Source organism: Aquabacterium sp. (assembly GCF_036279655.1).
In the GTDB taxonomy this organism is placed as follows: Bacteria; Pseudomonadota; Gammaproteobacteria; order Burkholderiales; family Burkholderiaceae_C; genus Aquabacterium.
On sequence record NZ_DASUIT010000122.1, the window covers coordinates 14,022 to 40,791 of the forward strand.

General features: G+C 65.6%; 28 protein-coding genes. 9 read left to right on the forward strand and 19 right to left on the reverse strand.

Features of this window, described 5'->3' with window-relative positions; translation table 11 throughout:
* Positions 1-84: 84 nt before the first annotated feature.
* On the forward strand, positions 85-2,271 hold the full coding sequence (locus VFW84_RS13795) for a malate synthase G (RefSeq protein WP_329681037.1): 2,187 nt from the start codon (positions 85-87) through the stop codon (positions 2,269-2,271).
* Between the two features lie 74 nt (positions 2,272-2,345).
* Here the strand turns inward: VFW84_RS13795 and VFW84_RS13800 are convergent, their stop codons facing one another.
* A complete protein-coding gene (locus tag VFW84_RS13800) occupies positions 2,346-2,651 on the reverse strand; it encodes a hypothetical protein (protein WP_329681038.1) in 306 nt (101 codons plus the stop codon).
* Positions 2,652-2,906: 255 nt separating this feature from the next.
* Here VFW84_RS13800 and VFW84_RS13805 point away from each other — a divergent pair, with 255 nt between their 5' ends.
* Entirely contained in the window at positions 2,907-4,016 is a 1,110-nt protein-coding gene (locus VFW84_RS13805) for an acyltransferase (RefSeq protein ID WP_329681039.1), read from the forward strand.
* On the opposite strand, the gene VFW84_RS13810 is transcribed toward VFW84_RS13805, so the two are convergent.
* The 6 genes from VFW84_RS13810 to VFW84_RS13835 form a co-directional block, all read right to left on the reverse strand.
* Positions 3,973-4,725 (reverse strand): SDR family oxidoreductase, encoded by a 753-nt coding sequence (locus VFW84_RS13810; protein ID WP_329681040.1) that lies wholly within the window; start codon positions 4,723-4,725, stop codon positions 3,973-3,975. The genes VFW84_RS13805 and VFW84_RS13810 overlap by 44 nt on opposite strands.
* Positions 4,722-5,675 carry an alpha/beta hydrolase gene (locus tag VFW84_RS13815; RefSeq protein WP_329681041.1) on the reverse strand — a complete coding sequence of 318 codons (954 nt, stop codon included), beginning with the start codon at positions 5,673-5,675 and terminating at the stop codon, positions 4,722-4,724. Before VFW84_RS13815 ends, VFW84_RS13810 begins: the two co-directional genes overlap by 4 nt.
* A 30-nt stretch (positions 5,676-5,705) precedes the next feature.
* Positions 5,706-6,398, reverse strand: a complete 693-nt coding sequence (locus VFW84_RS13820) for a histidine phosphatase family protein (RefSeq protein ID WP_329681042.1) — start codon at positions 6,396-6,398, stop codon at positions 5,706-5,708.
* A gap of 10 nt (positions 6,399-6,408) precedes the next feature.
* Entirely contained in the window at positions 6,409-7,497 is a 1,089-nt protein-coding gene (locus tag VFW84_RS13825; protein WP_329681043.1) for a phosphotransferase family protein, read from the reverse strand.
* A gap of 12 nt (positions 7,498-7,509) precedes the next feature.
* A complete protein-coding gene (locus VFW84_RS13830; RefSeq protein ID WP_329681044.1) occupies positions 7,510-8,742 on the reverse strand; it encodes an acyl-CoA dehydrogenase family protein in 1,233 nt (410 codons plus the stop codon).
* Positions 8,743-8,827: 85 nt separating this feature from the next.
* Entirely contained in the window at positions 8,828-9,766 is a 939-nt protein-coding gene (locus tag VFW84_RS13835) for a LysR family transcriptional regulator (RefSeq protein ID WP_329681045.1), read from the reverse strand.
* 295 nt (positions 9,767-10,061) lie between these two features.
* On the opposite strand from VFW84_RS13835, the gene corA reads away from it, so the two are divergent.
* Both corA and VFW84_RS13845 read left to right on the forward strand, forming a co-directional pair.
* Entirely contained in the window at positions 10,062-11,021 is a 960-nt protein-coding gene (gene corA, locus VFW84_RS13840) for a magnesium/cobalt transporter CorA (RefSeq protein WP_329681046.1), read from the forward strand.
* A gap of 47 nt (positions 11,022-11,068) precedes the next feature.
* Entirely contained in the window at positions 11,069-12,187 is a 1,119-nt protein-coding gene (locus VFW84_RS13845; protein WP_329681047.1) for an MFS transporter, read from the forward strand.
* Here VFW84_RS13845 and VFW84_RS13850 read toward each other — a convergent pair.
* From VFW84_RS13850 to VFW84_RS13870, 5 genes are all read right to left on the reverse strand, one after another.
* Positions 12,132-13,979, reverse strand: coding sequence for a hybrid sensor histidine kinase/response regulator (locus VFW84_RS13850; protein WP_329681048.1), 1,848 nt, complete (start codon positions 13,977-13,979; stop codon positions 12,132-12,134). The two genes, VFW84_RS13845 and VFW84_RS13850, sit on opposite strands and share 56 nt — an antisense overlap.
* Positions 13,976-14,683 carry a response regulator transcription factor gene (locus tag VFW84_RS13855; RefSeq protein ID WP_329681049.1) on the reverse strand — a complete coding sequence of 236 codons (708 nt, stop codon included), beginning with the start codon at positions 14,681-14,683 and terminating at the stop codon, positions 13,976-13,978. Before VFW84_RS13855 ends, VFW84_RS13850 begins: the two co-directional genes overlap by 4 nt.
* A gap of 67 nt (positions 14,684-14,750) precedes the next feature.
* Positions 14,751-15,866, reverse strand: coding sequence for a 3-deoxy-7-phosphoheptulonate synthase (locus VFW84_RS13860; RefSeq protein ID WP_329681050.1), 1,116 nt, complete (start codon positions 15,864-15,866; stop codon positions 14,751-14,753).
* A gap of 258 nt (positions 15,867-16,124) precedes the next feature.
* Positions 16,125-17,240: an alanine dehydrogenase gene (ald, locus tag VFW84_RS13865; RefSeq protein WP_329681064.1), complete on the reverse strand. Its 1,116-nt coding sequence runs from the start codon at positions 17,238-17,240 to the stop codon at positions 16,125-16,127.
* 61 nt (positions 17,241-17,301) lie between these two features.
* Positions 17,302-18,513 (reverse strand): oxygenase MpaB family protein, encoded by a 1,212-nt coding sequence (locus VFW84_RS13870; RefSeq protein ID WP_329681051.1) that lies wholly within the window; start codon positions 18,511-18,513, stop codon positions 17,302-17,304.
* Positions 18,514-18,664: 151 nt separating this feature from the next.
* Here VFW84_RS13870 and VFW84_RS13875 point away from each other — a divergent pair, with 151 nt between their 5' ends.
* Positions 18,665-19,723 (forward strand): AraC family transcriptional regulator, encoded by a 1,059-nt coding sequence (locus tag VFW84_RS13875; protein WP_329681052.1) that lies wholly within the window; start codon positions 18,665-18,667, stop codon positions 19,721-19,723.
* Between the two features lie 106 nt (positions 19,724-19,829).
* Complete coding sequence (locus VFW84_RS13880; protein WP_329681053.1) at positions 19,830-20,204, forward strand: HU family DNA-binding protein; 375 nt, start codon at positions 19,830-19,832, stop codon at positions 20,202-20,204.
* Between the two features lie 79 nt (positions 20,205-20,283).
* Here VFW84_RS13880 and yegQ read toward each other — a convergent pair whose 3' ends face one another.
* The gene (gene yegQ, locus VFW84_RS13885) at positions 20,284-21,660 is read right to left on the reverse strand and encodes a tRNA 5-hydroxyuridine modification protein YegQ (RefSeq protein WP_329681054.1); all 1,377 of its coding nucleotides are present in this window, start codon (positions 21,658-21,660) and stop codon (positions 20,284-20,286) included.
* Between the two features lie 62 nt (positions 21,661-21,722).
* On the opposite strand from yegQ, the gene VFW84_RS13890 reads away from it, so the two are divergent.
* Positions 21,723-23,186, forward strand: coding sequence for an aminoacyl-histidine dipeptidase (locus VFW84_RS13890; protein WP_329681055.1), 1,464 nt, complete (start codon positions 21,723-21,725; stop codon positions 23,184-23,186).
* A gap of 7 nt (positions 23,187-23,193) precedes the next feature.
* On the opposite strand, the gene VFW84_RS13895 is transcribed toward VFW84_RS13890, so the two are convergent.
* Positions 23,194-23,547, reverse strand: a complete 354-nt coding sequence (locus VFW84_RS13895; protein ID WP_329681056.1) for a hypothetical protein — start codon at positions 23,545-23,547, stop codon at positions 23,194-23,196.
* A gap of 148 nt (positions 23,548-23,695) precedes the next feature.
* Between VFW84_RS13895 and VFW84_RS13900 the strand changes: the two genes are divergently transcribed.
* Both VFW84_RS13900 and VFW84_RS13905 read left to right on the forward strand, forming a co-directional pair.
* Entirely contained in the window at positions 23,696-23,914 is a 219-nt protein-coding gene (locus VFW84_RS13900; RefSeq protein ID WP_329681057.1) for a SlyX family protein, read from the forward strand.
* A 100-nt stretch (positions 23,915-24,014) separates the two neighbouring features.
* Positions 24,015-24,530, forward strand: coding sequence for a DUF962 domain-containing protein (locus VFW84_RS13905; RefSeq protein ID WP_329681058.1), 516 nt, complete (start codon positions 24,015-24,017; stop codon positions 24,528-24,530).
* 22 nt (positions 24,531-24,552) lie between these two features.
* On the opposite strand, the gene VFW84_RS13910 is transcribed toward VFW84_RS13905, so the two are convergent.
* From VFW84_RS13910 to rpsC, 5 genes are all read right to left on the reverse strand, one after another.
* Positions 24,553-25,059 carry a peroxiredoxin gene (locus VFW84_RS13910; protein ID WP_329681059.1) on the reverse strand — a complete coding sequence of 169 codons (507 nt, stop codon included), beginning with the start codon at positions 25,057-25,059 and terminating at the stop codon, positions 24,553-24,555.
* 208 nt (positions 25,060-25,267) lie between these two features.
* A complete protein-coding gene (rpsQ, locus tag VFW84_RS13915; protein ID WP_329681060.1) occupies positions 25,268-25,543 on the reverse strand; it encodes a 30S ribosomal protein S17 in 276 nt (91 codons plus the stop codon).
* On the reverse strand, positions 25,540-25,743 hold the full coding sequence (gene rpmC / locus VFW84_RS13920) for a 50S ribosomal protein L29 (protein WP_329681061.1): 204 nt from the start codon (positions 25,741-25,743) through the stop codon (positions 25,540-25,542). The genes rpsQ and rpmC overlap by 4 nt, the downstream gene beginning before the upstream one ends.
* A gap of 19 nt (positions 25,744-25,762) precedes the next feature.
* Positions 25,763-26,179 carry a 50S ribosomal protein L16 gene (gene rplP, locus VFW84_RS13925; RefSeq protein WP_329681062.1) on the reverse strand — a complete coding sequence of 139 codons (417 nt, stop codon included), beginning with the start codon at positions 26,177-26,179 and terminating at the stop codon, positions 25,763-25,765.
* Positions 26,180-26,181: 2 nt separating this feature from the next.
* The coding region (gene rpsC, locus VFW84_RS13930) for a 30S ribosomal protein S3 (protein ID WP_329681063.1) at positions 26,182-26,770 on the reverse strand (589 nt) is incomplete at its 5' end.

Below are 26,770 nucleotides of genomic sequence, written 5' to 3' on the forward strand. Positions count from 1 at the left end.
GGGAAGGGGCACACTCCGCCTTGCGCCGAGCCATCCGCCTGACTTCCTCCCCCGCTTCCATCCCATCCTTTGACGAGGTTCACCATGACCGCACGCACCACCGTCCACGGCCTCCAAGTGGCCACCGAGCTTTACCGTTTCATCGAAGACAAGGTGCTGCCGGGCACCGGTGTCGAGAGCGCCGCCTTCTGGGCCGGTTTCGACAAGATCGTGACTGATCTGGCCCCCAAGAACGCCGCCCTGCTGGCCGAGCGCGACCGCATTCAGGCCGAGATGGACGCCTGGCACACGGCCCACCCCGGTCCGATCGCCGACATGGCCGCCTACCGCGCCCACCTGGAGAAGATCGGCTACCTGGTGCCCGTGCCTGCCGACACCCAGATCACCACCTCCAACGTGGACGCCGAGCTGGCCACGATGGCTGGACCTCAGCTGGTGGTGCCCATTCTGAATGCCCGTTACGCCCTGAACGCCGCCAACGCCCGTTGGGGCAGCCTGTATGACGCCCTGTATGGCACCGATGCCATCAGCGAGGCGGACGGTGCAGAAAAGGGCAAGGGCTACAACCCCGTGCGCGGCGCCAAGGTCATTGCCTTCGCCCGCAACCTGCTGGATCAGGCCACACCGCTGGAAGGCGCCTCGCACAAGGAGGCCGCAGGCTACCGTGTCGAGGGCGGCACGCTGGTCGTGGCCCTGATCAACGGCAAGACCACCGGCCTGAAGAACCCGGCCCAGTTCGTGGGTTTCCAGGGTGACGCCACCGCACCGAGCAGCGTGCTGCTGGTCAACAACGGCATGCACATCGACATCCAGATCAACCGTGACACCCCGATCGGCAAGACCGACGCGGCAGGCGTGTCCGACCTGGTGCTGGAATCGGCGGTCTCCACCATCCTGGATCTGGAAGACTCCGTGGCGGCCGTGGACGCGCAAGACAAGGTGCTGGGCTACAGCAACTGGCTGGGCATCCAGCTGGGCACCCTGACGGAAGAAGTGAACAAGGGTGGCAAGACCTTCACCCGCGCTCTCAATGGCGATCGCGTGTACACCGGCGCCAACGGCGGCGAGGTCAAGCTGCATGGCCGCTCGCTGATGTTCGTGCGCAACGTCGGCCACCTGATGACCAACCCCGCCATCCTGTGGGGCGCCGAAGGGCGTGAGATCCCCGAAGGCATCATGGACGCCGTGGTGACCACCACCATCGCCCTGCACGACCTGCAGCGCCATGGCCGCAACGGCATCACCAACTCGCGCACGGGCTCGGTCTACATCGTCAAACCCAAGATGCACGGCCCCGCGGAAGTGGCCTTCGCCAACGAGCTGTTCGGCCGTGTCGAACAACTGCTGGGCCTGCCCGACAGCACCGTCAAGCTGGGCATCATGGACGAAGAGCGCCGCACCAGCGCCAACCTGAAGGCCTGTATCGCTGCAGCCAGCAGCCGTGTGGCCTTCATCAACACCGGCTTCCTGGACCGCACCGGCGACGAAATGCACACCGCCATGCTGGCGGGCCCGATGATGCGCAAGGGCGACATCAAGAACAGCGCCTGGATCGCTGCCTATGAGCGTCGCAATGTGCTGATCGGCCTGCAATGCGGCCTGCGCGGCCGCGCTCAGATCGGCAAGGGCATGTGGGCCATGCCCGACCTGATGGCTGGCATGCTGGAGCAGAAGATCGCCCACCCCAAGGCTGGCGCCAACACGGCCTGGGTGCCCTCGCCCACGGGTGCCACCCTGCACGCCACCCACTACCACCAGGTGAACGTGGCCGCCGTCCAGATCGAGATCGAGAAGCTCAACGAGTCTCCCGAAGCCCTGCTGGACAAGCTGCTGACCATCCCTGTGGCCCCTGAAGCCAACTGGTCTGCCGCCGACAAGCAGCAGGAGCTGGACAACAACATCCAGGGCATCCTGGGTTATGTGGTGCGCTGGATCGACCAGGGCGTGGGTTGCTCCAAGGTGCCCGACATCCACAACATCGGCCTGATGGAAGACCGCGCCACGCTGCGCATTTCCAGCCAGCACGTGGCCAACTGGCTGCACCATGGTGTGGTGACCGAAGCCCAGGTGCGCGAGACCTTCAGCCGCATGGCCGCCGTGGTCGACGGCCAGAACGCGGGCGATCCGCTGTACAAGTCCCTGGTGGCCCACCCCGAAGGCTGCGCTTTCCAGGCGGCCCTGGATCTGGTCTTCAAGGGCAAGGAGCAGCCCAGCGGCTACACCGAGCCCCTGCTGCACGCCTGGCGTCAGAAGGCCAAGGCGCAGGCCTGATCCCTGGCGCGGCCCGTGCCGCGCTTCACAACCCCAAAGGCCCCTCGCGGGCCTTTGTTGCTTTCAGAGCCGGCTCATTCACCTTCGCCCACGGGCTCCGCCCCGGTGCCCAGGAAGCCGCGGCCCTGCGCGAAATACACGTTGATCGGCTTTTCATGGCGCAGCACGTCCAGCACGTTCTGGAACATGGTGGATGGCAGATGCATCCGGATGATGCCGTTCTCTTCGACATCGTTCTCGAAAATCATGCCCGGGTCATTGAAACGCACCCACGCCACCGACTTGCCGGCCGCATCCATCAACTGGATCTGCGCCCGGTTGGTCTGATAGCCCTCCGGGGACCCGTAAAACAACACGCTGTAGCTGGCGACCGCTGGCATGACATCACTCCTCAAGGATGAATACCGCCCCGACATGGGACGACCAACCCATCCTAGACCTGCGCTCCTGCCTTCGATACCCCTAGCTTGTGGCTGACCCTCCCCCCTCAAATGCAGAGGGCCTTTTTTTCATCTAAGGGAAAACGCTTGCCAGGCGTAGCAATGCTTACAAGTTGGCAAGGTTGTTCCTCCCTCCATCCGGTCAGAATTCACACAAAGAACGAAATCACAACGACACAGCCAGGGGAAAACCGTATGCGCATTGCAGCCATCGACATCGTCAGGGGTCTGTGCATCGTCCTGGTGGTGTTCGGGCACAACCCCGTGTTCTCCGACAGTGTGCTCGACACGATGCTCAGCACCGTTCGCATGCCCTTGATGTTCTTCATCGCAGGGGCTTTTCTGAACACCCGCATGTCCTGGCGTGACATGCTGATCGACAAGGCCGATGCGCTGCTCAAGCCCTTCGTGGTGATGGCCCTGCTGCAGGCCCCGCTTCGACTGATGCTGGGACATACCTCACCCGAAGCTCTGACCGCAGGGGTGCTGGCCGGCGGCGGCGCCTATCTGGTCTGGATCTTCCCGCTGTGGTACCTCACCCATCTGTGGTGGGTGTTTGCCGCAGGGCACGCCCTGGTGGTGCGCGGCCAGTTCCATCGATGGTCTGCGCCCGTTCAGGTGCTCTTCCTGCTGGGGTGTTTTGCCCTGGGGCACACCCTGAACGCCCAGCACTGGCTGAGCGACATGCCCGCCACACAAGCGCCCACAGAGGCCCATTGGCGAGGCGTGCCCTTCCAGTTGGATCAGCTGCCCTGCAATCTGGTGTTCTTCCTGCTGGGCCAACGCTGCCAGGCGCTCTTGCGACACTGGCAGTTTTCGGCCTGGCGTCTGATCGGAAGCAGCGCCTTGTTCCTGGCCACCTACACCCTGGCCCACGGCCTGCCTGGCACACCGATCGCAGAGCCGTCCCCTTCACCCTGGTCGGTGCTGGTGCCGCTGGCGGGCATGGCCATGCTGGTGACTGTGGCCACCGGATTGGCCCATCTGCCCCTGCTGCGCTCAGGCCTGGCACAGTGCGGACGCGACAGCCTCTTCATCTTGCTGTTCCACTCGCCCTTGCAGACCCTGAGTTTTCAGCTCTGGAGCATGGCACTGCCGCACTCGCCTTGGCTGTGCGGCACCCTTGGCTGGGCCAGCAGCCTGGGTCTGAGCCTGGGCCTGGCCCACGTGATTCGCCAACACCACTGGATCGCCCTGCTCTGGCTGCCTCGGCGCCAGGTTCAGGCGCGGCGGACAGCCCCCGGGGTCCGCCTGCCGGGGCTCACGAGCTTCGTGCCACCCAAGCCAGGGGCGCATTCCTCATGAACCAGCCCACCAGGGTCCAGGGCCAGGCGGGCACACAGGCCGTGGCGGGTTCACGCTCGATCGCCGCCACCAGGGCCTTGCAACCCGAGACGGTGTCCACCATCAAGGGCGTTTTCTGTGCCTTGCTGCTGAGCTCGGTCTCGATGTAGCCCGGAAAGATCGTGGTGACCCGGATGGGCGTGTGCATCAGCTCCGCACGGATGCCCTCGGTCAGCGCTGCCAGCCCCGCCTTGGTTGCTGCGTAGGTGGTGAGGTTGCGCGGCAGACCCCGCATGGCGCTCATCGATGAGATGCTGACCAGATGACCGCTGTTTTGCGCACGGAAGATCTCCACCGCCGCCTCGCACTGCGCCAGCGCCGCGATGAAGTTGGTCTGTGCGGTCTGCAAATTGGCATCGAAGCGCCCCTTGCCGATGGGCTGGCCCTTGCCCAGACCCGCATTGACGATCACCCGGTCCAGCGTGCCGAACTCCTGGGCAAAGGCCTTGAACACCTCGAACACCTGGGCGTGGTCATTGACGTCCAGCGAGCGCACGGACACCTTGACCCCAGGGTGCCGCGCCTCCAGCTCGCCCTTGAGCTCCAGCAGGCGGTCGATGCGCCGTGCGCACAGCGCCAGGTGGCGGCCCATGGCGGCGAACTGACGCGCCATGCCTTCCCCCAGGCCCGAGCTGGCGCCCGTGATCAGGATGGTCTGACGTGTGCTCATCGCGGGGTCTCCAGAAACGCTTGCGCCACGGTCACGGTGTGGGCTGGGTCTTCTTCATGGGGAACGTGTCCCAGGGTGTCAAATACCACCAGTGCACTGCCCCGGATGTCCTGCCGGAAACGCTGTGCCGTACTGGGGGGAATCAGGCGGTCGCGGCCACCCCAGAGGATGAGCGTGGGCGCCTGGATCTGCGGGATCTGCGCAGCAAACTCGCCACCGGGCGACTGCCGGAAACGCTCGACCAGGGCCTGCCGGTTGCCCGCACGCAGGGTCAGCTCGTAGTAACGCTCGACCAACTCGGCCGTGACACGCTCGGGATCCCCGTAGACGTTGCGCACGCTGGATTCGATCATGCTGCGAGGCAGCACATTGTTGAGAATGGGCGAGAGCGCGGGATAGCGCGCCAACCGAAACCCAATGGGGACGGACGCAGATTCATAAGGGTAGCCACCGGCATCGATCAGGATCAGGCGGCTCACACGTGCGGGGTGGTCTGCGGCGGTTTTCCAGGCCACCGCGCCGCCGAAGGAGTTGCCGACCAGCACGGCGCGCTGCACACCCAGTTGGTCCATCAGGTGGGTGACAAAGGTGGCGTAGCGCGGCAGGCTGTAGTCCCCATCCGGGGCAGGCCCGGTCAAACCGAAGCCCGGCAAATCCATCCGGATCACGCGGCGGCCCGGCGCCAGGGCGGCCACCCAGCCATCCCAGGTGTGCAGGCTGGCCGAGGTGCCATGCAGCAGCACGATGGGTTCGGGGTCATCGCGACGGCCCTCGTCGCGCAGGTGGACCTGCATGCCGTCGATGAGGACAAAACGCGAGGGCTGGGGCGCCCAGCGGGGCGAGAGTTCGGCCACGCTGCGATCAGGCGCCCAGTTCATGGCCAGCCCCACGCCCAGCGCCAACAGGGCCAGCAACACCACCCCCAGGGTGGCCTTCAACAATGTCTTCATGGGCAGCGGTCCGGATGAGTCAGCAGGGCCTCAACGATACGTCAACAAGCCGGGCTCACCGCCCTCCAGGTGCGCGTGTTCATTGATCGACACCAGATGCAGCCCATCTCGACCCGACAGGATCTTGGTGATGCCAGCGTTGGCCAGGGTCCAGTTGATGGTGAAGGCCTGCGCGTCATTGAGCCCCAGCAGGTGGGCGCAGATCACGCTGATGGTGCCCCCCGAGGTGAAGACCAGGGTCACGCCCTTGGGCGGCGTGAGCTGCACCAGATCCTCCAGCGCACTCACGCAGCGCAGCTTGAAGACCGACCAGGGCTCCTGGTATTCGTCGTCGTGGTTGCCGCCCACCCAGCGCGAGACGGCATCTTGAAAGAACTTCTGAAAGGCGCGACGAGGATCGCCCGAGGCGGCCATCTCGCCCATCATCACGAGCTTGTCGGCATAACGGGGCTGGGCCACTTCGATGACGTTTTCGTGATCGAACTCATTGACCCCGGGGTGTGGCTGCAAGTCCTTGGTGAGCTCCAGGCCCGCCAGGGCACCGGCCGCAGTCTCCTGGTGGCGCTGCATGGTGCCGCTGATGACGACATTCGGCAGGACACCCCGACGCCGCAGGGCCTCACCCAGCACCCGGGACTGCCGTTGCCCCATCGGCGAGAGCTGGTCGTAGTTGTTGCTGCCAAACGAGGCCTGGCCGTGGCGGAGAAGGTAGATGGCACCCATGGTGTGTGGCTCACTGCTTGGCGCGTTTGATCAAGCCCTTGCAGCGCCAGTCCAGGTAGTTGGCCAGGATCCAGAAGTTCTTGAACGCAGGGTTGCGGGTCTGATGGTGGTGGTAGCGGTAGTAGATCTGCTGCACGATCACCGCCAGGCGGAACAGGCCATAGACCTCGTAGAAGGTCCAGTCGGCGCGGTCGACTCGGTAGCCGCTCTTGTCCAGGTAGTACGCCACCACCTCTTCGCGGCGCAGCATGCCCGGCAAGTGGGTGGGCTGGCGGCGCACGGCCTTGAACAGCATGTTGTCATCGGCATGCACCCAGTAGGCCAGGGAATTGCCCAGGTCCATGAGCGGATCGCCCAAGGTGGCCATCTCCCAGTCCAGCACGCCGATCACGCGGGTGGGGTCCTGCTCGTCCAGCACGACGTTGTCAAAGCGCCAATCGTTGTGGATCACGACGTTGGCCACATCCTCGGGCGTGCGCTCCTTCAGCCAGGCCATGACGCGGGCATAGCTGGGCACGTTCCAGGTACGGGCACGGGTGTAGCGCTCGCTCCAGCCCTCGATCTGGCGGCGGCAGTAGCCGCTGCCCTTGCCCAGGGACGCCAACCCGGCGGCCTGCACATCCACCTGATGCAGCTCGACCAGCTTGTCGAGCACATTCGTGCACAGGCGGCGGGTGGTGCCCGCGTCCAGCACCAGACCGCGCGGCAAGTTCTTGCGCGGGATGATGCCGGCAATGCGCTCCATCACGTAGAACTCGGAGCCCGTGACGGCCTCGTCCTCGCACAAGCCGATCATGGTGGGCACAACCGGGTAGACCGGCTTGAGCGCCTGCTGGACGCGGAACTCGCGGCCCATGTCATGCGCCCCCTTGGCCTTGGTGCCCTTGGGCGGTCGGCGCAGGATGTAGTCGCCGTTGGGGTACTTCAGGCGATACGTCCAGTTGGATGCCCCTCCCGAGAACTGCGTGACCTCGGGCAGGCCCTGCAACGACGGAACCCGGGCCTTGAGCCAGGCATCGACCCGGGCGGTATCGAGTTCTTCCCCGGCCCGAACGCGGCCGCCCTGGTCTTGCAAACCGGTGTGGTGTGTGTCGCTCAAGCTTGGTCCCACTTATTTCATGACGCCGTATTTCATCAGCTCCAGACGGGCGATCATGCCCTTGTGGACCTCATCGGGGCCATCGGCCAGACGCAGGCTGCGCGCCTGGTTGAAAAAGGCCGTCAGGGGCACATCATGGGAGACACCCATGCCACCGTGCATCTGGATGGCAAAGTCCACCACGTTCTGCAGCATGGTGGGGGCCACCACCTTGATGGCCGACACATCGGTCAGCGCGGCCATGACGCCCAGGTTGTCGATCTTCCAGGCCGCCTGCAGGGTCAGCAGACGGGCCTGATCGATGGCCACGCGGGCATCGGCGATACGCTCGCGGTTTCCACCCAGATTGATGAGCTGCTTGCGGAAGGCCGTGCGCGCGATGCCCCGCTGGATGGCCAGCTCCAGGGATTTTTCGGCCGCACCGATGCAGCGCATGCAGTGGTGGATGCGGCCCGGACCCAGGCGCCCTTGCGCGATCTCGAAGCCGCGGCCGGGGCCGGCGATGAAGTTCTCGACGGGCACACGCACATTGGTGAAGTGGACCTCACCGTGGCCATGGGGCTCATCCCACTCGCCAAAGACAGGCAGCATGCGCTTGATCTCGACACCCGGGGTGTCCATGGGCACCAGCACCATGGAGTGCTGGTTGTGGCGCCCGGCCTCCGGGTTGGGCGTCAGGGCCATGAAGATGCCGATCTTGCAGCGCGGATCACCCACACCGGAGGACCACCACTTCTTGCCATTGAGCACGATCTCGTCGCCATCGACCACCGCCGTGGCCTCCATATTGGTGGCGTCCGACGAGGCCACATCCGGCTCCGTCATGAAGAAGACGGAACGGATCTCGCCGGCCAGCAAGGGCTGGAGCCACTGCGCCTTCTGCTGTGCATTGCCGTACTTCCAGAGCACTTCCATGTTGCCGGAGTCGGGCGCGTTGCAATTGAAGATCTCGGGCGCCATCATGCTCTTGCCGGTCTCTTCGGCGCTGAAGGCGTATTCCAGGGTGCTCAGGCCGGCGCCCAGTTCGGGATCGGGCATGAACAGGTTCCACAGGCCCTCGGCACGCGCCTTGGCCTTGAGCTCTTCCACACGGGGCGGGATGGTCCACTGGGTCCAGTCCTCACCATGGCGCTCACGGAAGATGCCCTCCCAGTGCTCCTTCTCGACCGGCTCGATGTAGGCCTTGATGAAGTCGCGCACCTTCGCTGCCGTCTTGGCGGCGCGCTCGCTGGGCTGGAAGTTCATGTCCGTCTCCTGAAAGGGGCCCCAAGGGCCGGTGGGAATGGCGAGATGCTACGCCCCGCCAGGTTGTGCAGCAAATGATGAATTTTCATCGCAAGTCATGCATTTGCTGCATGGCATCGCGAGCGCCTTGCGCCACACTCTCGCGCATCCAGCGGTGCACCGGATCGCCTTCCCGATCGGCATGCCAGTACATCCAGATGGCGATGGGCGGCACCGGCACGGGCAACTCGCACACGGTCAGCGGCAAGGTCTGCGCCAGTTGCTCGGCATAGGTGTGCGGCAAGGTCAACAAGGCATCGCTGTGGGCCACCACCTTGGCCGCGGCAAAGTAATGCTGGCAGCGCAGCGTGACCCGTCTGGTGCCCAGCCCCAGGGCATCCCAGACCGCCTGCAGAGGATCGTCCTGATCCGGCCGGAGTGTGACCATGACATGGGATGCCTGAAAGTAATCACTCACACTCAACCCATGCTGCAAGGCGGGATGCCCTTGCCTCAGGATCACGGCCAGGCGCTCCTGGGCCAGCGGCTCGCCATGCACCCGGGCACTGACACGGCGCTGCCGGTCGATCACCAGATCGACCTCGCCCAGCGTGAGGGCCCGCTCCAGCGTCTCGCGCGGCACCCGCACGCTGCTCAGGCGCACCCCGGGCGCCACTTCGGCCAGTCGGGCCATGAGCGGCGGCAGGGTGATGGCTTCGAGCACATCGCGCATGCCCAGCCTCAAGGTCATGTTCAAGGTGCGTGGATCAAAGGCGTCCGCCTGGGCCAGGCAGGCCTGCAATCCGCGCAGATGGGCCTGCACCTCGCCAATCACCCGGCGGGTCAACTCCGTGGGCACCATCTGATTGCCGTGGCGCACAAAGAGCGGGTCACCCCACAGTCGGCGCAGGCGGGCCAGGGCGTGGCTCACGGCTGGCTGGCTCAGGTGCAGATGGCGGGCCGCGCCCGAGATGCCTCCATGCTCATGCACTGCATCGAGCACACGAAAAAGATTGAGATCGACGCGCGAAGCCGGGGTGGTCATGGCTGGATTATCGAGGCGTGGGCCATAATATGGGCATGCCGACACATCGGCGCTTTTGGAGCCATCACCTTGGACAGTCACCCTCGGTGACCGCCCACTCCAGCCACCAGGTCAACCCGCCCCGAGCTTGATGAGGGTGTGGAGCCCGGTGACTCAGGCCCCGGCCAGCCCCTGACGATCAGGGCCGCCGCGCGGGCCTGTCCTGCGGGAGGGGGCGGTACACACCTCACCCCCTTTCGACCCTGTGAGCGCGCTCAGGCCTGATGCGGTCTGGCGCCCACGTGCTGGAGTTTCCATGCTCAACGTCTTCACGCTGGCCAACGGCCGGCTGTTCCAGGAAGAAATCGACCAACTGGCCGATCTGCCGCCGGTCAACCCGGTCTGGGTCGACCTCGAAGACCCGACCCCGGAAGAAAAAGGCTGGATCGCCCTGCGCTTCAACCTCGTCATTCCCCAGGACATCATCGACGATGACCTGGAAGAATCCGCGCGTTTTTATGAAGAAGACGGCGCCATCCACATCCGCTCCGACTTCCTGATCGACGACGACGAGACCCCGCGCAACGTGCGCGTGGCCTTCATCCTGCACAACAACGTGCTGTTCTCGATCCACAAGGAAGACCTGCCGGTGTTCCGCCTGCTGCGCATGCGCGCGCGCCGCATCCCCGCCCTGATCGAGGATGCCAAGGACGTGCTGCTCAAGCTGTACGACGCCGATGCGGAGTACTCGGCCGACACGCTGGAGGGCATCTACGACGACCTGGAAAAGGTCAGCAAGCGCGTGCTGCAGGACGAGGTCCATGACCAGGCCGCCGCCGAAGCGCTGGCCGCCATCGCCCGCCAGGAAGACTTGAACGGCCGCATCCGGCGCAATGTGATGGACACCCGCCGCGCCGTGAGCTTCATGATGCGCGCGCGCATGCTGAGCGCCGAGCAATTCGAAGAAGCCCGCCAGATCCTGCGCGACATCGATTCACTCGACAGCCACACGGCCTTCCTGTTCGACAAGATCAACTTCCTGATGGACGCCACGGTCGGTTTCATCAACATCAATCAGAACAAGATCATCAAGATCTTCTCGGTGGCCTCCGTCGCCTTCCTGCCCCCGACGCTGATCGCCAGCATCTACGGCATGAACTTCAACGCCATGCCCGAGCTGAACTGGCGCTGGGGCTATCCGTTTGCGGTGATCGTGATGATCGCCTCGGCCATCACGCCCTTCCTGTATTTCCGTCGCAAAGGCTGGCTGAACTGAACACCGCCGCGATTTTCAAGCAACTGCCCGCCGGCCTGGGGCGCGTGATGCTGGGCACCACCCTGGTGGTGCTGAGCTACAGCCTGCTCAACCCGGTGCTGGCCGTGCGCCTGCAACAGGCGGGCGCCAGCAGCACGGCCATCGGCATCGTCGCCATGCTGCCCTTCGTGGCCGTGGCTCTGCTGGTGCCCATCGTGCCCGCCCTGTTTGCGCGCATCGGCGTGGGGCAGGCTTACCGCCTGGGGCTGGCGCTGGAGCTGGTGGCCTGCCTCGGCTACCTGCTCACGGACCACTATGGGGTGTGGTGCGTGCTGGGCCTGATGGCCGGCATGGGGGCCGCCGCCGCCTGGAACGCCACGGAAGGCCTGATCGCGCACAACGTGCCACCCAGCCACCGAGGGCGCCTGACGGGGCTCTACCAGACCCTGCTGGGTGCGGCCATGGCCGTGGGCCCCCTGCTGCCCGGCCTGTTGCGCCTGAGCCCCGTGATGGCCAATGTCCTGGCGGCGCTGGGGCTGGCGGCAGGTCTGGCACTGACCCTGAGCCCCGCCGTGCGCCACCTGCGTGCCAGCCATGTCGATCAGGCCCACATGAGCCTGCTGTCGGCCTGGCGCTTTCGGCCCGCCCTGGGCTGGGCGGCCGTGGTGGGCGGGGTGTTCGAGGTCGGCCTGGGCTCGATCACCACGGCCTATGGCTCGCAGATCGGCCTCAACCTGGCGGCCGCTACTTCAATCGCCGGGGCGGTGGGCATCGGCAGCTTCATCCTGCAATACCCCACGGGCTGGTTGGCCGACCACGTCCGCTCACGCCACCTCTTTGCCTCGGGGGCGGCGCTGCTGCTGCTGAGTGCGCTGGCCTTCGTGCAGGCTGCACATTGGCCCGTGCTGATCTGGGTGTGTGCCGTGGTCTGGGGTGCGGTGGGCGGGGCCCTCTACACGCTCAGCATGATCCGCGTGGCCCATGATTTTGCGGACACGTCGGCCCTGGCAGGCACCTCGGCCATGATCGCCGGCTACACGGCCGGCGGGGCCCTGGGCCCCCTGGTCAGCGGATGGATGCTGGACCATTTCGGTGTCGGGGGGCAGGGCTGGTGGCTCGGCGCCCTGGCGCTCAGTCTGCTGCTGATGCAGGGCCGACGCCCGTCGTCCCCCACTGACGATTGCTGAGCACATCGCCGCGCAGCAGCTCCAGCAGGGCTTCATGCAACTGCGCGGACGGCACCGGTTTGTGCAGCAAAGGCAGACCACTGGCCTGAGCCTCACGCAAGCGGTCCGCCGCGGTGTCCCCGGTGACCAGCACAGCCGGGATTTCCTGCCCGGCCTGGGCACGCACCATTTCGATGGCTTCGCGCCCGTGGCGGTGCCCCCGCAAGCGGTAATCGGCCACGATGACCTGAGGCGTGAAACGCGCCATCAGGGCCAAGGCATCTTCGGCGGACTCGACCACCTCGCACCAGGCGCCCCAGCTTGTGAGCAGCTCGGCCATGGCCGCGCGCACGCCCTCGTCATCGTCGATGACCAGCACGCGGGCACCGGCCAGATCCGAGCCATCGGGGAGGGGTCGCGCCATGTCCAGCACCGCCTCCTGGCTCAGAGGCAAGGTGAGACGGAACACGGAACCCCGACCAGGCACCGACGCCAGGGTCACCGACACGCTCATGGCGCGCGCCAGACCCTCGACGATCGCCAGCCCCAGCCCCAGGCCCTTGCGGCGGTCACGCTCCGGATTGCCCAGTTGGTGGAACTCACGGAAGATGGCCTCGTGCTGCCCGGCTTCGATGCCCACGCCGGTGTCCCACACCTCCACCACCGCCAGCACGCCCCGCCGACGCACGCCCACCAGGATGCCGCCACGCTCGGTATAGCGCAGGGCATTGCTGATGAGGTTGCGCAGGATGCGCTCGACCAGGGCCGCATCCGCCAGCACAACGGCCTTGGTGTCGTGTGTGCGATAAACCAGCCCGATGGCAGCCGCCTGGGGCGCGAACTCCTGCTCCAGATGGTGCAGCATGGGCTGCAGTGCGAAGGGCTGCGGGTGGGGCGTCACCACGCCCGCATCCACCTTGGAGAAATCCAGCAAGGTACCCAGCATGTCGCGGGCGGCCTCGGCGGAGTGATCGATCTGATCCAGCAACCCGCGTTGCTGCGGCGAGAGATAGGTGCGCCGCAAGGTGCTGGCAAACAGTCCCAGCGCATGCAAGGGCTGGCGCAGATCGTGACTGGCGGCCGCCATGAACACCACCTTGGCGCGGTTGGCCGACTCAGCCTCGATGAGGGCCTCCTCGGCCACCTGCCGCGCATTGAACGCCCGCTGGGTCTGATCCCTCAGGCGTCCTACCAGATCGGCATTCTCGAAGCGCAGCTCGATGGACTCGCGCACCGACCGGGCTGCGTGGTACGAAAAGACCAGCATCACCACCAAGTAGATCAGCACAGCCACACCCAGGGTCTGATCGTGGGGGTTGGGAGAGGCCAGCAGACTGAAGATGGCCGGCGGAATCGTGGTCAGCAGATAGGCCACCGACAAGGGCCAGGCCGGCGCGAACAGCACCATGCCACCGGAGTTGAGCCCTGCGGTGGCCCCCAGCACCAGGTTGGTGGTGTGGGGCACCTCGGTGCGCATGAAGAACCAGGCCAGCGCCCCCCAGGTGCTCCCCATGAGCACCGCAGCGACCTGCAATAGACGGGCCTGCCGCTGCATCTGCAGCTCATGGCCGGGGCTCAGATTCCGCTGCCCGATCCGCCAGCCCAGCACGCTGACCACAATCGCACACACACCCCAGCCGAGCACATACGGATCACGGCTCATGTAGTAGTGCATGGCCGACATGATGGCGCCCACCAGTGCGGACGCCAGCATGGCCAACGGCAGATTGCGATGGATCAGGGCCACCTGGGAGGCCAGAAGGCGCGGCTCGTCAAAGTGGAAGGCCCCGCGCCAGCGTTGCCAGACGTTCACAACAGGCGTCCTTTCTCGAGCGACTGAGGCGACGTGGCCTCCCCGGGCTCGATCCACCCCAGCTTCGTCGCCGCCTTCAGGGCCGCCTCCCGGCTGATGACACCCAGGCGCTCCATCACGGTCGACATTTCGGCGCGCACCTGCTGCTCGCTCATGTTCAAGGCCCGGCTCAACGCCTTGTTGGAGCGGTGAGACGGCCACAGGGTCAGCATGCGCCGCTGCAAGGGCGACGGCGTCCAGCCCCCCGGCTCACCGGCTGCGGTCTCCAGGCTCAGCCCCCCTGTCACAGCAGAGGTGCCCGCCTGCCCGATCCAGACCGACTGGCCTTGCCAGACTCGACGCAAGCCCTCGGCCAGCACATCGGCCGACACGGACTTGGTGAGAAAACCGGCGGCACCCTGCTCACGCACGCGCCGCATCATGGTCTCGTCGCCAAAAGATGACACCACCACCACGGGGACCGGCCCCAGATGGCTCCGCAGGGCCTTGAACCCCGTCATGCCATCCATGCCGGGCAGGTGCAGATCCAGCACGATCAGATCGGGCCGGGGCCAGTCCGGCTCCGCCAGCACCTGATCCAGCGAATCGGCCTCTCGCAGGACAGCCTGCGGCCAGTGATCGGCCAGCAGCAGACGCAAGCCCGTGCGGAACAAGGCGTGGTCATCGATCAACAGCACCAGGGGGGTGGCTTGAGGCGTCTCCATGTTCATGACACCCTAAGCGACAACGATGCGCCTCGGCAAGCCCACCCCCCTGTGTGCAGGGGCGGCATCAAGCCTTGCGGCGCGCCTTGACGGCGTCCGACAGGATCTGCAGTACCTTCTCGGAGTCGTCCCAGCCGATGCAGGCATCGGTGATGCTCTGGCCATAAGCCAGCTTGGCGGGATCGTCCTTGCCCGGAGTGAACTTCTGGGCACCGGCGCACAGGTGGCTCTCCACCATGACACCGAAGACCTTGTCCGACCCGCCGCGCACCTGTTCGGCGATGTCCTCGGCCACGACGACCTGACGCTCGTGCTGCTTGGAGCTGTTAGCGTGCGAGAAGTCGACCATCAGCGAGGGACGCAGCTTGGCAGCCTCCAGATCCTTGCAGGCGGCGTCGACGCTGGCGGCATCGTAGTTGGGCGCCTTGCCCCCACGCAGGATGACGTGACAGTCCGGATTGCCGGCCGTCTCGACGATGGCGACCTGGCCATTCTTGTGCACCGACAGGAAGTGGTGAGGGCGCGCCGCCGCCTGGATGGCATCGGTGGCGATCTTGATGTTGCCATCCGTGCCGTTCTTGAAGCCAATGGGCGCGCTGATGCCCGAGGACAGTTCACGGTGGATCTGGCTCTCAGTCGTGCGCGCACCGATGGCGCCCCAGCTGATGAGGTCGCCGATGTACTGCGGCGAGATCACGTCCAGGAACTCGCTGCCGGCCGGCATGCCCAGGCGGTTGATCTCCAGCAGCAGATGACGGGCCATGCGCAGACCTTCGTCGATCTTGTAGCTCTCGTCCAGGTAGGGATCGTTGATCAGACCCTTCCAGCCCACGGTGGTGCGGGGCTTCTCGAAGTACACGCGCATGACCACTTCCAGCGTGTCGGCGTACTTCTCGCGCTGGGTCACCAGCTTGCGGGCGTACTCGATGGCCGCCGCCGGATCATGGATGGAGCAGGGGCCAATGATGACCAGCAGGCGATCGTCCTTGCCCGTCATGATCTTGCGGATGGCCTTGCGTGTGCCCGAGACCAGTGTTTCCACCGGCGTGCCGCGGATCGGGAAGAAGCGGATGAGGTGCTCCGGCGGGGGCAGGGGGGTCACGTTCTTGATCCGTTGGTCATCCGTGCTGGACGTTCTGTCGGCAGGCGGTTCATAACCGGCGGAGGCGCTGGACTTGCTCATCGTGGGCTCTCTCGAAGGATGAAGGGAAGAGGGTGGGCTCGGGTCGAAAAAAAACCGCCGGGGACTCCGGCGGTCTTCAGGATGTTCAGTGGCTGCTTCAAGCGTTGGCCACTCCTGCGCCGGTGTTCAGCGGGAGTTCAAAGTGCCAAAAATAAAAGCTTGCCATGTGCATGCGTAGAAATGTAGCACGAGCGGAGGGCCCGCGCGCAAGCGACTCTCCACCGGAATGCACGATCTCGCCCAGATGGGTGGCTCCGCTCACGCCGACAGTGCGGCCAGAGGATCCATCAAGGGCAGATCCAGCGCCTGGGCCACACCGGGATGCGTGATCTGTCCGCGGTGCACATTGAGCCCGCGCAGCAGATGGGGATCCTCCCGCAGCGCCTGTCGCCCTTTGGCGGCCAGCGCCAGCACGAAGGGCAGCGTGGCATGACCCAGCGCATGGGCCGACGTGCGCGGCACGGCCCCCGGCATGTTGGCCACGCAATAGTGCACCACGCCATCGACCACAAAGACGGGATCGTCGTGGGTGGTGGCATGCGAGGTCTCGCAACATCCGCCCTGGTCGATGGCCACATCCACGATGACCGATCCCGGCCTCATCCGCCGGACCAGATCCCGCGTCACCAGCTTGGGAGCGGCCGCGCCCGGCACCAGCACCCCGCCAATGACCAGATCGGCCTGCATGCAGTGCTGCTCGATCGCATCACGCGTGGCGTAGACAGTTTGCACGGCATGACCGAACTGTGCCCACAGACGACGCAAGACGTCCAGGCTGCGGTCGATGACCACCACGCGGGCACCCAGGCCTTGCGCCATGGACGCCGCGTGCATGCCCACCACGCCGCCTCCCAGGATCACCACCTGAGCCGGCGTCACACCGGGCACCCCGCCCAGCAAGACGCCGCAGCCACCCTGATGTCTCAGCAGCGACTGCGCCCCGGCCATGATGGACAGGCGTCCTGCCACCTCGGACATCGGCGCCAGCAAGGGCAGGCCCCCTGCAGGCGAGGTCACGGTTTCATAGGCGATGCAGGTGGCGCCGCTGGCAATGAGCTCACGCGTTTGCTCGGGGTCTGGCGCCAGGTGCAGGTAGGTGAACAGGATCTGCCCATCGCGCAGCAGACGCCGCTCGGCGGCCTGAGGCTCCTTGACCTTGACGATCAGCTCGGCAGCGGCGAACACCTGGGCCGCATCGGCGGCGATCACCGCGCCCGCCGCCGCATAGTCGGCATCCGACGCCCCGATGCCCTCGCCCGCGCCGGTCTCGACCAGCACCTCGTGACCCTGCAGCACCAGCTCTCGCACCGCCGAGGGCACCAGCCCCACGCGGAACTCCTGCACCTTGATCTCTCTGGGCACACCCACGCGCATGATGATCTCCAGCCGTCGCGATGACGATGGCTTCATGCTAGCAGCGCCCGCGACGGGTCGGCTAGTGCCCCGCGACACCCGGTTGATGATTTCCAAACATGATGGGCAAATAGGCCACTTGTCGCCGACGTCCACCGCGCACCAGATGCTGGTAAGCCCCAGGCACCAGCCGATGCAGGCCCGTCCACAGCAGGCGCGGCCCGAACGTCAGGGCCGGATACCAGGGCAGCGTCGGCGGCAGGCCCAGATGGCGCATGCCCTGCCGCCCCACAAACAGTCGCGCCACACTCAGATGTCGCTGCTTGTTGAAGCGGCCCACCCAGGCGCCGCCCCAGGGGTAGTGTCGCTGCAGAGGCTCGTCCATCAAGGCGCGCCCCAGGGCCACGCTCGACTCATCGGGAGGGGCCTGGCTGATGACGTTGTGGTACAGGCCAATGCGCCCGGCCATCTCATCGTCATAGAGCAAGCCCTCTTCCACCCCCATCAACCAGCCGATGTAGCGCCACAAGTGCATCATCGCGCGCGCATCGGCGTCCGGCACCACCACCCCGGTCACCTTCAGGGCCAGCAGGTGCACCACACTGAAACCCAGATACGTGGCCTGCATGTCCACCTGATTGATGGGCAGCCCCAGCGCCTGCGCATCCCACTGCGGTCGCTGGCGCACATTCTGACGCACCAGCGCATGCATCACCCGCACGCGCAAGGTCGTCTTGAAACCGGGCGCATGGCGTGCCAGACCACCTTCGCTGGTGCAGTCGATCCACCACGAGGTCGTCTCGGCCACACGCCGCTGAGCCCCGCGCTGCAGGGAGCCTGTCATCACCAGGGTCTGATTGATGGCGCCGGCCTGATAGCCCGCCATCAGGCCGGCATCGCGCAGCACCAGCATGCCGTAGCGCCCGGTGCTGTGGATGAAGCGCGCCCCCGCGGCCAGCAGGTCCGGATCGACCCAGGCGGGCGTGCGCTCCACCGCCTCGATGAAGCGACGCAGGGCCGGTGGCGCATCGGGCACGGCCGCCAGACCCTGCTCAATCGCACGCTCCAGCTTGGGTCGCGCCGAGTTCATGCCTTCGCTGTGCAGCCAGGCCACGACTTCGTCGGCGAGGGGATCACCACGCCACAAGGCCATGCCCAGGGCCTGCCATTGCGCGGGCGACGGTTCGCAATCGCCGCGAATGCTCAGGCGCAATCCGCGGGCGATGCGGCGGGTGGTGGGCAGATCGGCCCCATGGCGCCGGGGAGGGGACGAAGGCACAACGTCTTCAAACATCGCCTGGGCAGTGGACATCGGGACCCTTTCATCAATGCAACGGTATGGCGCCATGGTGGGCAATGACACGCCCCGCGTCACTGTCAGCACACACCAGCGCATTGACCGTGGAGCCTGGCGTGGGCGGAGGGCGCGCTAACATGCACGCCTGATGAACGCACCCCGTCTTCCACAACCCGGCTTCAGCGCGCTGTTCGTGCGCGTGGTGGTCGACTACGTGCAGGCGCAAGGCATCGAGACCGCCCCCCTGTACGAAGCCTTCGGGCTGAACGATGCCCAGTTGAGCGACCCCAGCGAACGGGTGCCGTCGCAGACCCTGGCGCACGTGATCCACATCGCTGCACGCCTGTGCAACGACCCGCTGGTGTCACTGCGCATTGGCTGCTTCGTGCGGCCCGCGCACATGGGAGCCCTGGGCTATGCCTTGATGAGCTGCACCGAAGGGCGCGTCGGTCTGGCCATGTTCGAGCAGATGCAAGCGCTGCTGTGCAATGAAATCCGGGGCCACCACCAGGTCACGGCCTCCTTGCTGGAGACACGCCACGAGTTGCTGGGGCCCGTGCCTCGCGACACAGGCTTCTGGATCTTCTTTGTGGCGGCACGCCTGGCGTTCGCGCGCTGGGTGTCGGGTCGGGTCATGTCACCGCTGCGCATCGATCTGCCGTGCCCGCCCCCTGTCGACCCCACCCCTTTGCAGCAGTTCCTGGGCGGACCTGTGCGCTTTGACACCCCGGATTGCCGCGAAGTCTTCCCTGCGGACTGGCTGGACTGGGCCAACCCCAATGCCGACCCCCAGGTCCACGGCCTGATGTCCTCGCTGGCCAGCAGTCAGTGGCAGGCCATCCAGCACCGTGGCGATGAAGTCGTGGCCTTGCTCTCACAGCGCATCGTGCTGAGCCTGCGTGAGGGCAGCGTCCCCACCCTGGAGAGCATGGCGCAGCAACTGGCCACCCCAGGGCACGCCGACACCGGCCCCTCCATGCGGCAACTACAGCGGCGTCTGGCCGAGCAGGGTCTGAGCTTCAAGGATCTGGTCGAGCAGGTGCGTAAGGAGCAGGCCCTCAGCCACCTACGCCACACCGACATGCCCCTGGCCGAAGTGGCCCAGCGCGTCGGCTATGCCGAGCCCAGCTCCTTCCACCGCGCTGTGCGTCGCTGGACAGGTCTGACCCCGCTGGCGGTGCGTGAAGAAGCGAAAAAGACCCTCTGATCGCCATCCGACCCATCTCATCGGGTCCCTGCGGGTCAGAACGGGTGCACAACCGGTGCACAATCAGAAGGCCCACACCGTGTGGGTATAGCCACATGACCACATCATGAATAAAACCGATCTGATTCAGCAACTGGCTGACAAGCACCAACTGTCCAAGGCCGAAGCAGGCCGCGTTCTGGAAACGCTGCTGGACACCATCGTGACCGCCGTCAAGAAGAACGACGCCGTGACCATCCCCGGCTTCGGTTCCTTCAAGCAGCACGCACGTGCCGCACGTTCGGGCGTGAACCCCAGCACCGGCGAGAAGATCAAGATCGCCGCAGCCAAGCTGCCCAAGTTCACTCCTGGCGCCACCTTCAAGGCCGCCGTGGATCCCAAGGCTGCGGCTCGCAAGGCCGCCAAGGCTGCGGATGCCAAGCCCGCTGCCAAGCCTGCCAAGAAGGCCGCCGCTCCGGCCAAGAAGGCCAAGAAGGGCTGATCCCTTCGCCTTCAGGCGCCCAACGCAGGCAGGGCCATGTCCCGGCCCATCGCCCTGCGTTGACGCCGCCCTTGCAGGCTCAGTCCGCCTTCAGGCGGCGTGCCAGCAAGGCGCCCGCAAAGCGCTCCTGCAAGGGGATGCGCACCCGCCAGGGGCTGCCTGGCGCCACCTCGATGGCCTCCCCCTCCAGATCGCGCATCGTCTCCAGCGTCAGCACCTGATTGCCGCCCGGATGGATGACCTCCAGCGTGTCGCCCACCTGGAAACGGTTCTTGACTTCGACCTCGGCCCAGCCCCCCGCCAGGGCCTTGACCTCGCCCACGAACTGACTGCGCTGGAACTCCGAGTGTCCGGTGATGTAGTTCTGATAATCCTGTGCAGGATGACGCTCCAGGAAGCCGCCGGTATAGCCCCGGTTGGCCAGTCCTTCCAGCTGCAGCAGCAGATCAGGATTGAAGGCGCGCCCCGCCGCCGCGTCGTCGATGGCACGGCGGTAGACCTGGGCCACACGCGCCACGTAGTACAGGGACTTGGTGCGTCCCTCCACCTTGAGTGAATCCACCCCGATGCGCACCAGGCGCTCCACATGCTCCACGGCCCGCAGATCCTTGGAGTTCATGATGTAGGTGCCATGCTCGTCTTCCATGATGGGCATGAGCTCACCGGGGCGCTCGGACTCCTCCAGCAGATACACGCGATCGGCCAGCGGGTGACGCGCCACATCGCCACAGGCCGAGAAGCTGTCCGCAGCCTGGCCTTGCTCCTGCTCGAAGTTGAAATCGCCCTCCAGTCGCAGGGCCTGCGCCTCGCCCGTGTCCGTGTCATCCGTGCCCGCGTGGGTCTTGTAGCTCCAGCGGCAGGCATTGGTGCAGGTGCCCTGATTGGAGTCGCGGCGGTTGAAATAACCCGACAGCAGGCATCGCCCGGAGTAGGCAATGCACAGCGCACCGTGCACGAAGACTTCGAGTTCGATCTCGGGGCATTCCTGACGGATCTGAGCGATCTCGTCCAGACTCAGCTCACGCGACAGGATGATGCGCTTGAGGCCCATGCGGTGCCAGAACTTCACGGCGGCATGGTTGACCGTATTGGCCTGCACGGACAGGTGCACGGCCACCTCCGGCCATGTCTCCCGCACCATCATGATCAAACCCGGATCGGCCATGATCAAGCCATCCGGGCGCATGGCGATCACAGGTTCGATGTCGCGCAGATAGGTGCGCACCTTGTCGTTGTGAGGCAGCAAGTTGCTGGTGACGTAGAACTTCTTGCCCCGTGCACGGGCCTCGTCGATGCCCTGCTGCAACTGCTCCAGGCGGAACTCGTTGTTGCGCGCTCGCAGGCTGTAGCGGGGCTGGCCCGCGTAGACGGCATCGGCACCAAAGTCATAGGCCGCACGCATCTTGTCGAGCGAGCCGGCGGGCAGGAGCAGTTCAGGGGTCTTCATCACAGTCATGGCCGATATTGTCGCGCCCCGCCGTACCATAGGCCATCCCCCATCACGCCAAGCCCTCCCCGATGTCCCGCGAAGACCTGCCTTTTGCCACCCTGACCCCGGCCATCGTGTGGTCGCATTTCGCCACGCTGTGCCGCATCCCCCGCCCCTCCAAGCAGGAGGGCGCACTGCGCGATCACCTGCGGCAATGGGCCACGCAACGCAGCCTGTCCACCGAGGTGGATGGCGCCGGCAATCTGCTGGTGCGCAAGCCGGCCAGCCCCGGGCATGAACACGCCCCCGGCGTCGTGCTGCAAGGGCATCTGGACATGGTCTGCCAGAAGAACAGCGACAGCAGCCACGACTTCAGCCGTGACCCCATCCGCCCGGTTCTGCAGGAGGGCTGGCTGCGCGCCGAACACACCACCCTGGGCGCCGACAATGGCATCGGCGTGGCCCTGATCCTGGCCGCCCTGGAGGATGACACCCTCCCACACGGGCCGCTGGAGGCCCTGTTCACCGTTGACGAAGAAGCCGGCATGGGCGGGGCACACGGCCTGCAAGGGGGACTGCTGCAAGGGCGCCTGCTGCTCAATCTGGACACCGAGGAGTGGGGCGAGTTCTATCTGGGCTGCGCCGGCGGTCTGGATGTCAACGTCCAGCGCCCCGCGGCCGCCGAGGCGGTGCCGAAGGGTCACCGCGTGCATCGCCTGCATCTGCGCGGGCTGCGAGGCGGTCACTCCGGCGTCAACATCCACGAGGAGCGAGGCAATGCGATCAAGTTGCTGGTGCGGGTGCTGTGGGATCTGCAGCAGCGCACTGGCTTGCGCCTGATCGAGTTGCGCGGAGGCACGGCCCGCAATGCCTTGCCCCGCGAGGCCAGCGCCGTCATCGCCATCCCGGAGGAACATGCGGCGGCACTGCCTGCGGGGCTGGCGCTGTGGCAACAGCTGTTGCGCCGAGAACTGGTGGGCGTGGAGCCGGATCTCAGCCTGACCGTGGAGGCCTGCGAGGCCGACCAGACCCTGACCCTGGCAGAGCAGGCCCTCTGGCTGAACACCCTGCACGCGGCGCCACACGGCGTCAAGCGCATGAGTCAGCAGGTCGCCGGTGTGGTCGAGACCTCGAACAACCTGGGCATGGTGGACCTCGGCCCCGAAGGCGGACACTGCAATTTCATGGTGCGCTCCTTGCTGGACAGTGGCAGCCGTGCGCTGGCCGACGAAATCGTGAGCCTCTGGGCCCTGTCGGGCACCCGGGCAGAGTGTTCCGGGGCCTACCCGGGCTGGACCCCCAACCCCCACTCTCCCCTGCTGGCCACCTGCCAGCAGGTCTACCTGGACGAGTTTGCTCAGGCGTCCACGGTCCAGGTCATCCACGCGGGACTGGAGTGCGGCATCATCGGCGCCACTTACCCCGACATGGACATGGTGTCCTTTGGGCCCACCATCCGGGGAGCACACGCGCCGGGAGAGGCGGTGGACGTGGCCTCGGTTGCGCGGACCTGGCAGTTGTTGCGAGCCATCCTGAGCGCGATCGCACGCTAGCCGCAGGTCACGGCGTGGGCGTGGGCGTGGGCGTGGGCGCAGCCTTGCACGCCACGGCCATCTGCACCTGGGTGTCGTCGTCGTCCAGCCATGCTGCAGCGCGGTTCCACCAGCGCGCCGCCATGTGGTCGCCCGCGACCCGAGTCTGGCGCTCCGACTGACGCAGCACCTCGTGTCCATGCGGACACAGACGAGACACCTCAGCCTGAACATGCGCCACGCTGGGGCCTCTGAGCTCGTACGCGGGGGCGTGAGGGCTCGGCGAGACATTGCGCACATGCAATTCCGCACAGGCCGCCAGCAGCCACAAAGGTGCGGTGGCCAGCCAGGTGTGCAGGACGGAACGGCTCAAACGGTTCATGGGGCTCACCAGCCACCTCCATCGCCAAGGGCAGGGGCCGCACACAGGCGGCATCGCCCATCAGTGTGAGCCAGCCCGGCGGCGCCTGAACGCTCGATCAACGCCCGCCTTCATGGTCAATCGCCTCAAATTGACGTCCAATAGCGCCATGAGCACCTCACACGACATCGAACAACGACTGACCGAGCTCGAGATCAAGTCCGGCTTCACCGAAGATCTGGTCGATCACCTCAACGAGATCGTGATCCGCCAGCAACAACAGATCGACCTCCTGCTGCGAGAACTGCGGGAGCTGCGGCAGCAAGGCCCCGATGAAGGCAGTGCGCCGTTTCGCAGTTTGCGTGACGAATTGCCGCCGCATTACTGAACCCGGGTCAGGCCTGCAGGCGCGCGTCCCAAGCGTCCGTTTCGCGACAACTGGAGGCGAGCGGACTTGCTACCATCCAACCAGTTTGGAGTGACTGCCCATGAAATCCCTGACCGATCAACTGGCTCAATATGCCAGCTACCACCGCGACCAGCGCAATGTGTGGACCCACTTTGTTGGCATCCCCATGATTGTGCTGTCCGTTGCCACCCTGCTGTCGCGCTGGAGCGTGCTGTCCCTGCCCATTGGCAGCGCAGGGATGGAGCTCACCGTGGCCGCGCTGGTCAGCGCCGTGATGGCGGTGTTCTACCTGCGACTGGATCTGCGCTACGGACTCGTCATGTCGGGCCTGCTGGCGCTGGCCTGCACGGAAGGCAGCAGCCTGGCCCAAGGCAGCGTGCTGCACTGGCTGGCCTGGGGGCTGGGACTGTTCCTGGTGGGCTGGATCATCCAGTTCCTGGGCCACTATTTCGAAGGCAGAAAGCCCGCCTTTGTCGATGACCTCATCGGCCTGGCCATCGGCCCGCTCTTTGTGGTGGCCGAACTGGGCTTTCTGCTGGGCTGGCGCCCGGAAGTCCATCAGGCCGTGATCAGCCGCGCAGGTGCGCTGCGCTGATCACGCCTTGGCGCGGTGGGCGTCAGCCCTGGATCTGCTTGAGCAGGGTCTGTGCGTCGCTGACCGCATAGCCACCGCCTTGCTCGTCGTTCAACTGCGTGACCACGCCGTCCTTGACCAGCATGGCGTAACGCCCTGAGCGCAGGCCCAGGCCCTTGGCGCTCAGGTCCAGCGTCAGGCCCGTGGCCTTGGCGAAATCCGCGCTGCCATCGGCCATCATGCGCACCTTGCCCGCGGCCTTGAGTTCACGGCCCCAGGCCCCCATCACGAAGGCGTCGTTGACCGAGACACACCAGATCTCGTCCACGCCAGCGGCCTTGAACTGCTCGTAGGCGTCGATGAAGCCCGGCGCATGCTGGGCCGAGCAGGTGGGCGTGAAGGCGCCGGGCAGGCCAAAGATGGCCACGGTCTTGCCAGCCACCGCCGTGGCGATGTCCACCGGGTTGGGGCCGATGCTGCAGCCCTCACCCTCAACATCCAGATATTCATACAGTGTGCCGCCAGGCAGCTTATCTCCAACCTTGATCATGCTGTGCTCCGTTGTTGATCACGATACCGGGCGTGAGTATGCGGGCAGGCGCCCGCACAGGTGCGAGGGGTGCCCAGATCACCCCGCCCGCATCGGGGTGCCTCGACCCACGATCACGTCGCCTTCGCGAACGCCCAAAAAAAACCGGCTGCCAGTTTCCTGGACAGCCGGTTTTGGGAGGCATGACGCGAACGTCACACCCTGATCATCAGACCGCTTGAGCCTTCTCGACCAGACGGGTCACGACCCAGTTCTTGGTCTTGGACAGAGGACGGCTTTCGGTGATCTCGACCACGTCGCCGATGTGGAACTCATTGTTCTCATCGTGAGCATGGTACTTGCGCGAGTGCGCAACGATCTTGCCGTACAGCTCGTGCTTCGAACGACGTTCGACCTGCACGGTCACCGTCTTGGCTCGGGCGTCGGACACGACCTTACCAACCAGGGTACGGGTGACCTTGGTCTTGGTTTGAGCTTCCGTCATTTGGCGGCTCCTTGCTTCTTCTCGGTCAGAATCGTACGAGCGCGAGCGATGTCGCGACGGGTCTTCTTCAGAGCCGAGTGGTCGTTGAGCTGCTGGGTCGCACGTTGCATGCGCATGTTGAAGTGAGACTTCAGCAGGTCCTTGATTTCGGTTTCCAGTGCGGCCACATCCTTGGCGCGCAGTTCAGAGGCTTTCGCCATAGCTTTCTCCTAGCGCCTATCAGATGCCAAACTGGCGGGACACGAACGTGGTGCTCAGCGGCAGCTTGGCAGCTGCCAGCGTGAACGCTTCGCGAGCGAGTGCTTCGGGCACGCCGTGGATCTCGTAGAGAACCTTGCCGGGAGTGATTTCCGCGACGTAGTACTCGACGTTACCCTTACCGTTACCCATACGGACTTCAGCCGGCTTGTTCGAAATCGGCTTGTCCGGGAACACACGGATCCAGATGCGGCCACCGCGCTTGACGTGACGCGAAATCGCACGACGTGCGGCTTCGATCTGACGAGCGGTGATGCGACCACGTTCGGTGGCCTTCAGGCCGAAGTCGCCGAACGCAACGGTTGCACCGCGCGTGGCCACACCGGTGTTGCGGCCCTTGTGTTCCTTGCGGAACTTGCGACGATTAGGTTGCAACATGTTTATTCTCCTTTCGCCTCGGCTGCGGGAGCAGCCTTGCGAACACGCTTGGCACCGGTGGTGTCAGCGGCCACGGCAGGCTTGTCGCTGCCATCGCTCGGAGCACCATCAGCACGGGGCGCGCCACGGCCAGGACCACCACGACCGGCGCCAGGACCACGACGGTCATTGGGGCGATCGCCACGGGGGCCGCGACGGTTGCGACGGTCGTCTTCACGATCGTCACCCTTGAGCACGGGAGCCTCGCCATTGGCCAGACGGTCACCGCGGTAGACCCACACCTTCACACCGATCACACCGTAGGTGGTGTGGGCTTCGGAGAAGCCGTAATCGATGTCGGCGCGCAGGGTGTGCAGGGGCACACGGCCTTCACGGTACCACTCGGTACGGGCGATTTCGATGCCGTTCAGACGGCCGCCGGACATGATCTTGATGCCTTGGGCGCCCAGACGCATGGCGTTCTGCATCGCGCGCTTCATGGCGCGGCGGAACATGATGCGCTTTTCCAGCTGCTGCGTGATCGAGTCGGCGATCAGTTGAGCATCGACTTCAGGCTTGCGCACTTCTTCGATGTTCACCGAGACCGGCACG

What these genes read in the sequence shown, in the direction of transcription:
- VFW84_RS13795 (WP_329681037.1), top strand. Translation starts at nt 85, where the DNA reads ATGACCGCACGCACCACCGTCCACGGCCTCCAAGTGGCCACCGAGCTT.
- VFW84_RS13800 (WP_329681038.1), bottom strand. Translation starts at nt 2,651, where the DNA reads ATGCCAGCGGTCGCCAGCTACAGCGTGTTGTTTTACGGGTCCCCGGAG.
- VFW84_RS13805 (WP_329681039.1), top strand. Translation starts at nt 2,907, where the DNA reads ATGCGCATTGCAGCCATCGACATCGTCAGGGGTCTGTGCATCGTCCTG.
- VFW84_RS13810 (WP_329681040.1), bottom strand. Translation starts at nt 4,725, where the DNA reads ATGAGCACACGTCAGACCATCCTGATCACGGGCGCCAGCTCGGGCCTG.
- VFW84_RS13815 (WP_329681041.1), bottom strand. Translation starts at nt 5,675, where the DNA reads ATGAAGACATTGTTGAAGGCCACCCTGGGGGTGGTGTTGCTGGCCCTG.
- VFW84_RS13820 (WP_329681042.1), bottom strand. Translation starts at nt 6,398, where the DNA reads ATGGGTGCCATCTACCTTCTCCGCCACGGCCAGGCCTCGTTTGGCAGC.
- VFW84_RS13830 (WP_329681044.1), bottom strand. Translation starts at nt 8,742, where the DNA reads ATGAACTTCCAGCCCAGCGAGCGCGCCGCCAAGACGGCAGCGAAGGTG.
- VFW84_RS13835 (WP_329681045.1), bottom strand. Translation starts at nt 9,766, where the DNA reads ATGACCACCCCGGCTTCGCGCGTCGATCTCAATCTTTTTCGTGTGCTC.
- corA (WP_329681046.1), top strand. Translation starts at nt 10,062, where the DNA reads ATGCTCAACGTCTTCACGCTGGCCAACGGCCGGCTGTTCCAGGAAGAA.
- VFW84_RS13845 (WP_329681047.1), top strand. Translation starts at nt 11,069, where the DNA reads ATGCTGGGCACCACCCTGGTGGTGCTGAGCTACAGCCTGCTCAACCCG.
- VFW84_RS13855 (WP_329681049.1), bottom strand. Translation starts at nt 14,683, where the DNA reads ATGGAGACGCCTCAAGCCACCCCCCTGGTGCTGTTGATCGATGACCAC.
- VFW84_RS13860 (WP_329681050.1), bottom strand. Translation starts at nt 15,866, where the DNA reads ATGAGCAAGTCCAGCGCCTCCGCCGGTTATGAACCGCCTGCCGACAGA.
- ald (WP_329681064.1), bottom strand. Translation starts at nt 17,240, where the DNA reads ATGCGCGTGGGTGTGCCCAGAGAGATCAAGGTGCAGGAGTTCCGCGTG.
- VFW84_RS13870 (WP_329681051.1), bottom strand. Translation starts at nt 18,513, where the DNA reads ATGTTTGAAGACGTTGTGCCTTCGTCCCCTCCCCGGCGCCATGGGGCC.
- VFW84_RS13875 (WP_329681052.1), top strand. Translation starts at nt 18,665, where the DNA reads ATGAACGCACCCCGTCTTCCACAACCCGGCTTCAGCGCGCTGTTCGTG.
- VFW84_RS13880 (WP_329681053.1), top strand. Translation starts at nt 19,830, where the DNA reads ATGAATAAAACCGATCTGATTCAGCAACTGGCTGACAAGCACCAACTG.
- yegQ (WP_329681054.1), bottom strand. Translation starts at nt 21,660, where the DNA reads ATGACTGTGATGAAGACCCCTGAACTGCTCCTGCCCGCCGGCTCGCTC.
- VFW84_RS13890 (WP_329681055.1), top strand. Translation starts at nt 21,723, where the DNA reads ATGTCCCGCGAAGACCTGCCTTTTGCCACCCTGACCCCGGCCATCGTG.
- VFW84_RS13895 (WP_329681056.1), bottom strand. Translation starts at nt 23,547, where the DNA reads ATGAACCGTTTGAGCCGTTCCGTCCTGCACACCTGGCTGGCCACCGCA.
- VFW84_RS13900 (WP_329681057.1), top strand. Translation starts at nt 23,696, where the DNA reads ATGAGCACCTCACACGACATCGAACAACGACTGACCGAGCTCGAGATC.
- VFW84_RS13905 (WP_329681058.1), top strand. Translation starts at nt 24,015, where the DNA reads ATGAAATCCCTGACCGATCAACTGGCTCAATATGCCAGCTACCACCGC.
- VFW84_RS13910 (WP_329681059.1), bottom strand. Translation starts at nt 25,059, where the DNA reads ATGATCAAGGTTGGAGATAAGCTGCCTGGCGGCACACTGTATGAATAT.
- rpsQ (WP_329681060.1), bottom strand. Translation starts at nt 25,543, where the DNA reads ATGACGGAAGCTCAAACCAAGACCAAGGTCACCCGTACCCTGGTTGGT.
- rpmC (WP_329681061.1), bottom strand. Translation starts at nt 25,743, where the DNA reads ATGGCGAAAGCCTCTGAACTGCGCGCCAAGGATGTGGCCGCACTGGAA.
- rplP (WP_329681062.1), bottom strand. Translation starts at nt 26,179, where the DNA reads ATGTTGCAACCTAATCGTCGCAAGTTCCGCAAGGAACACAAGGGCCGC.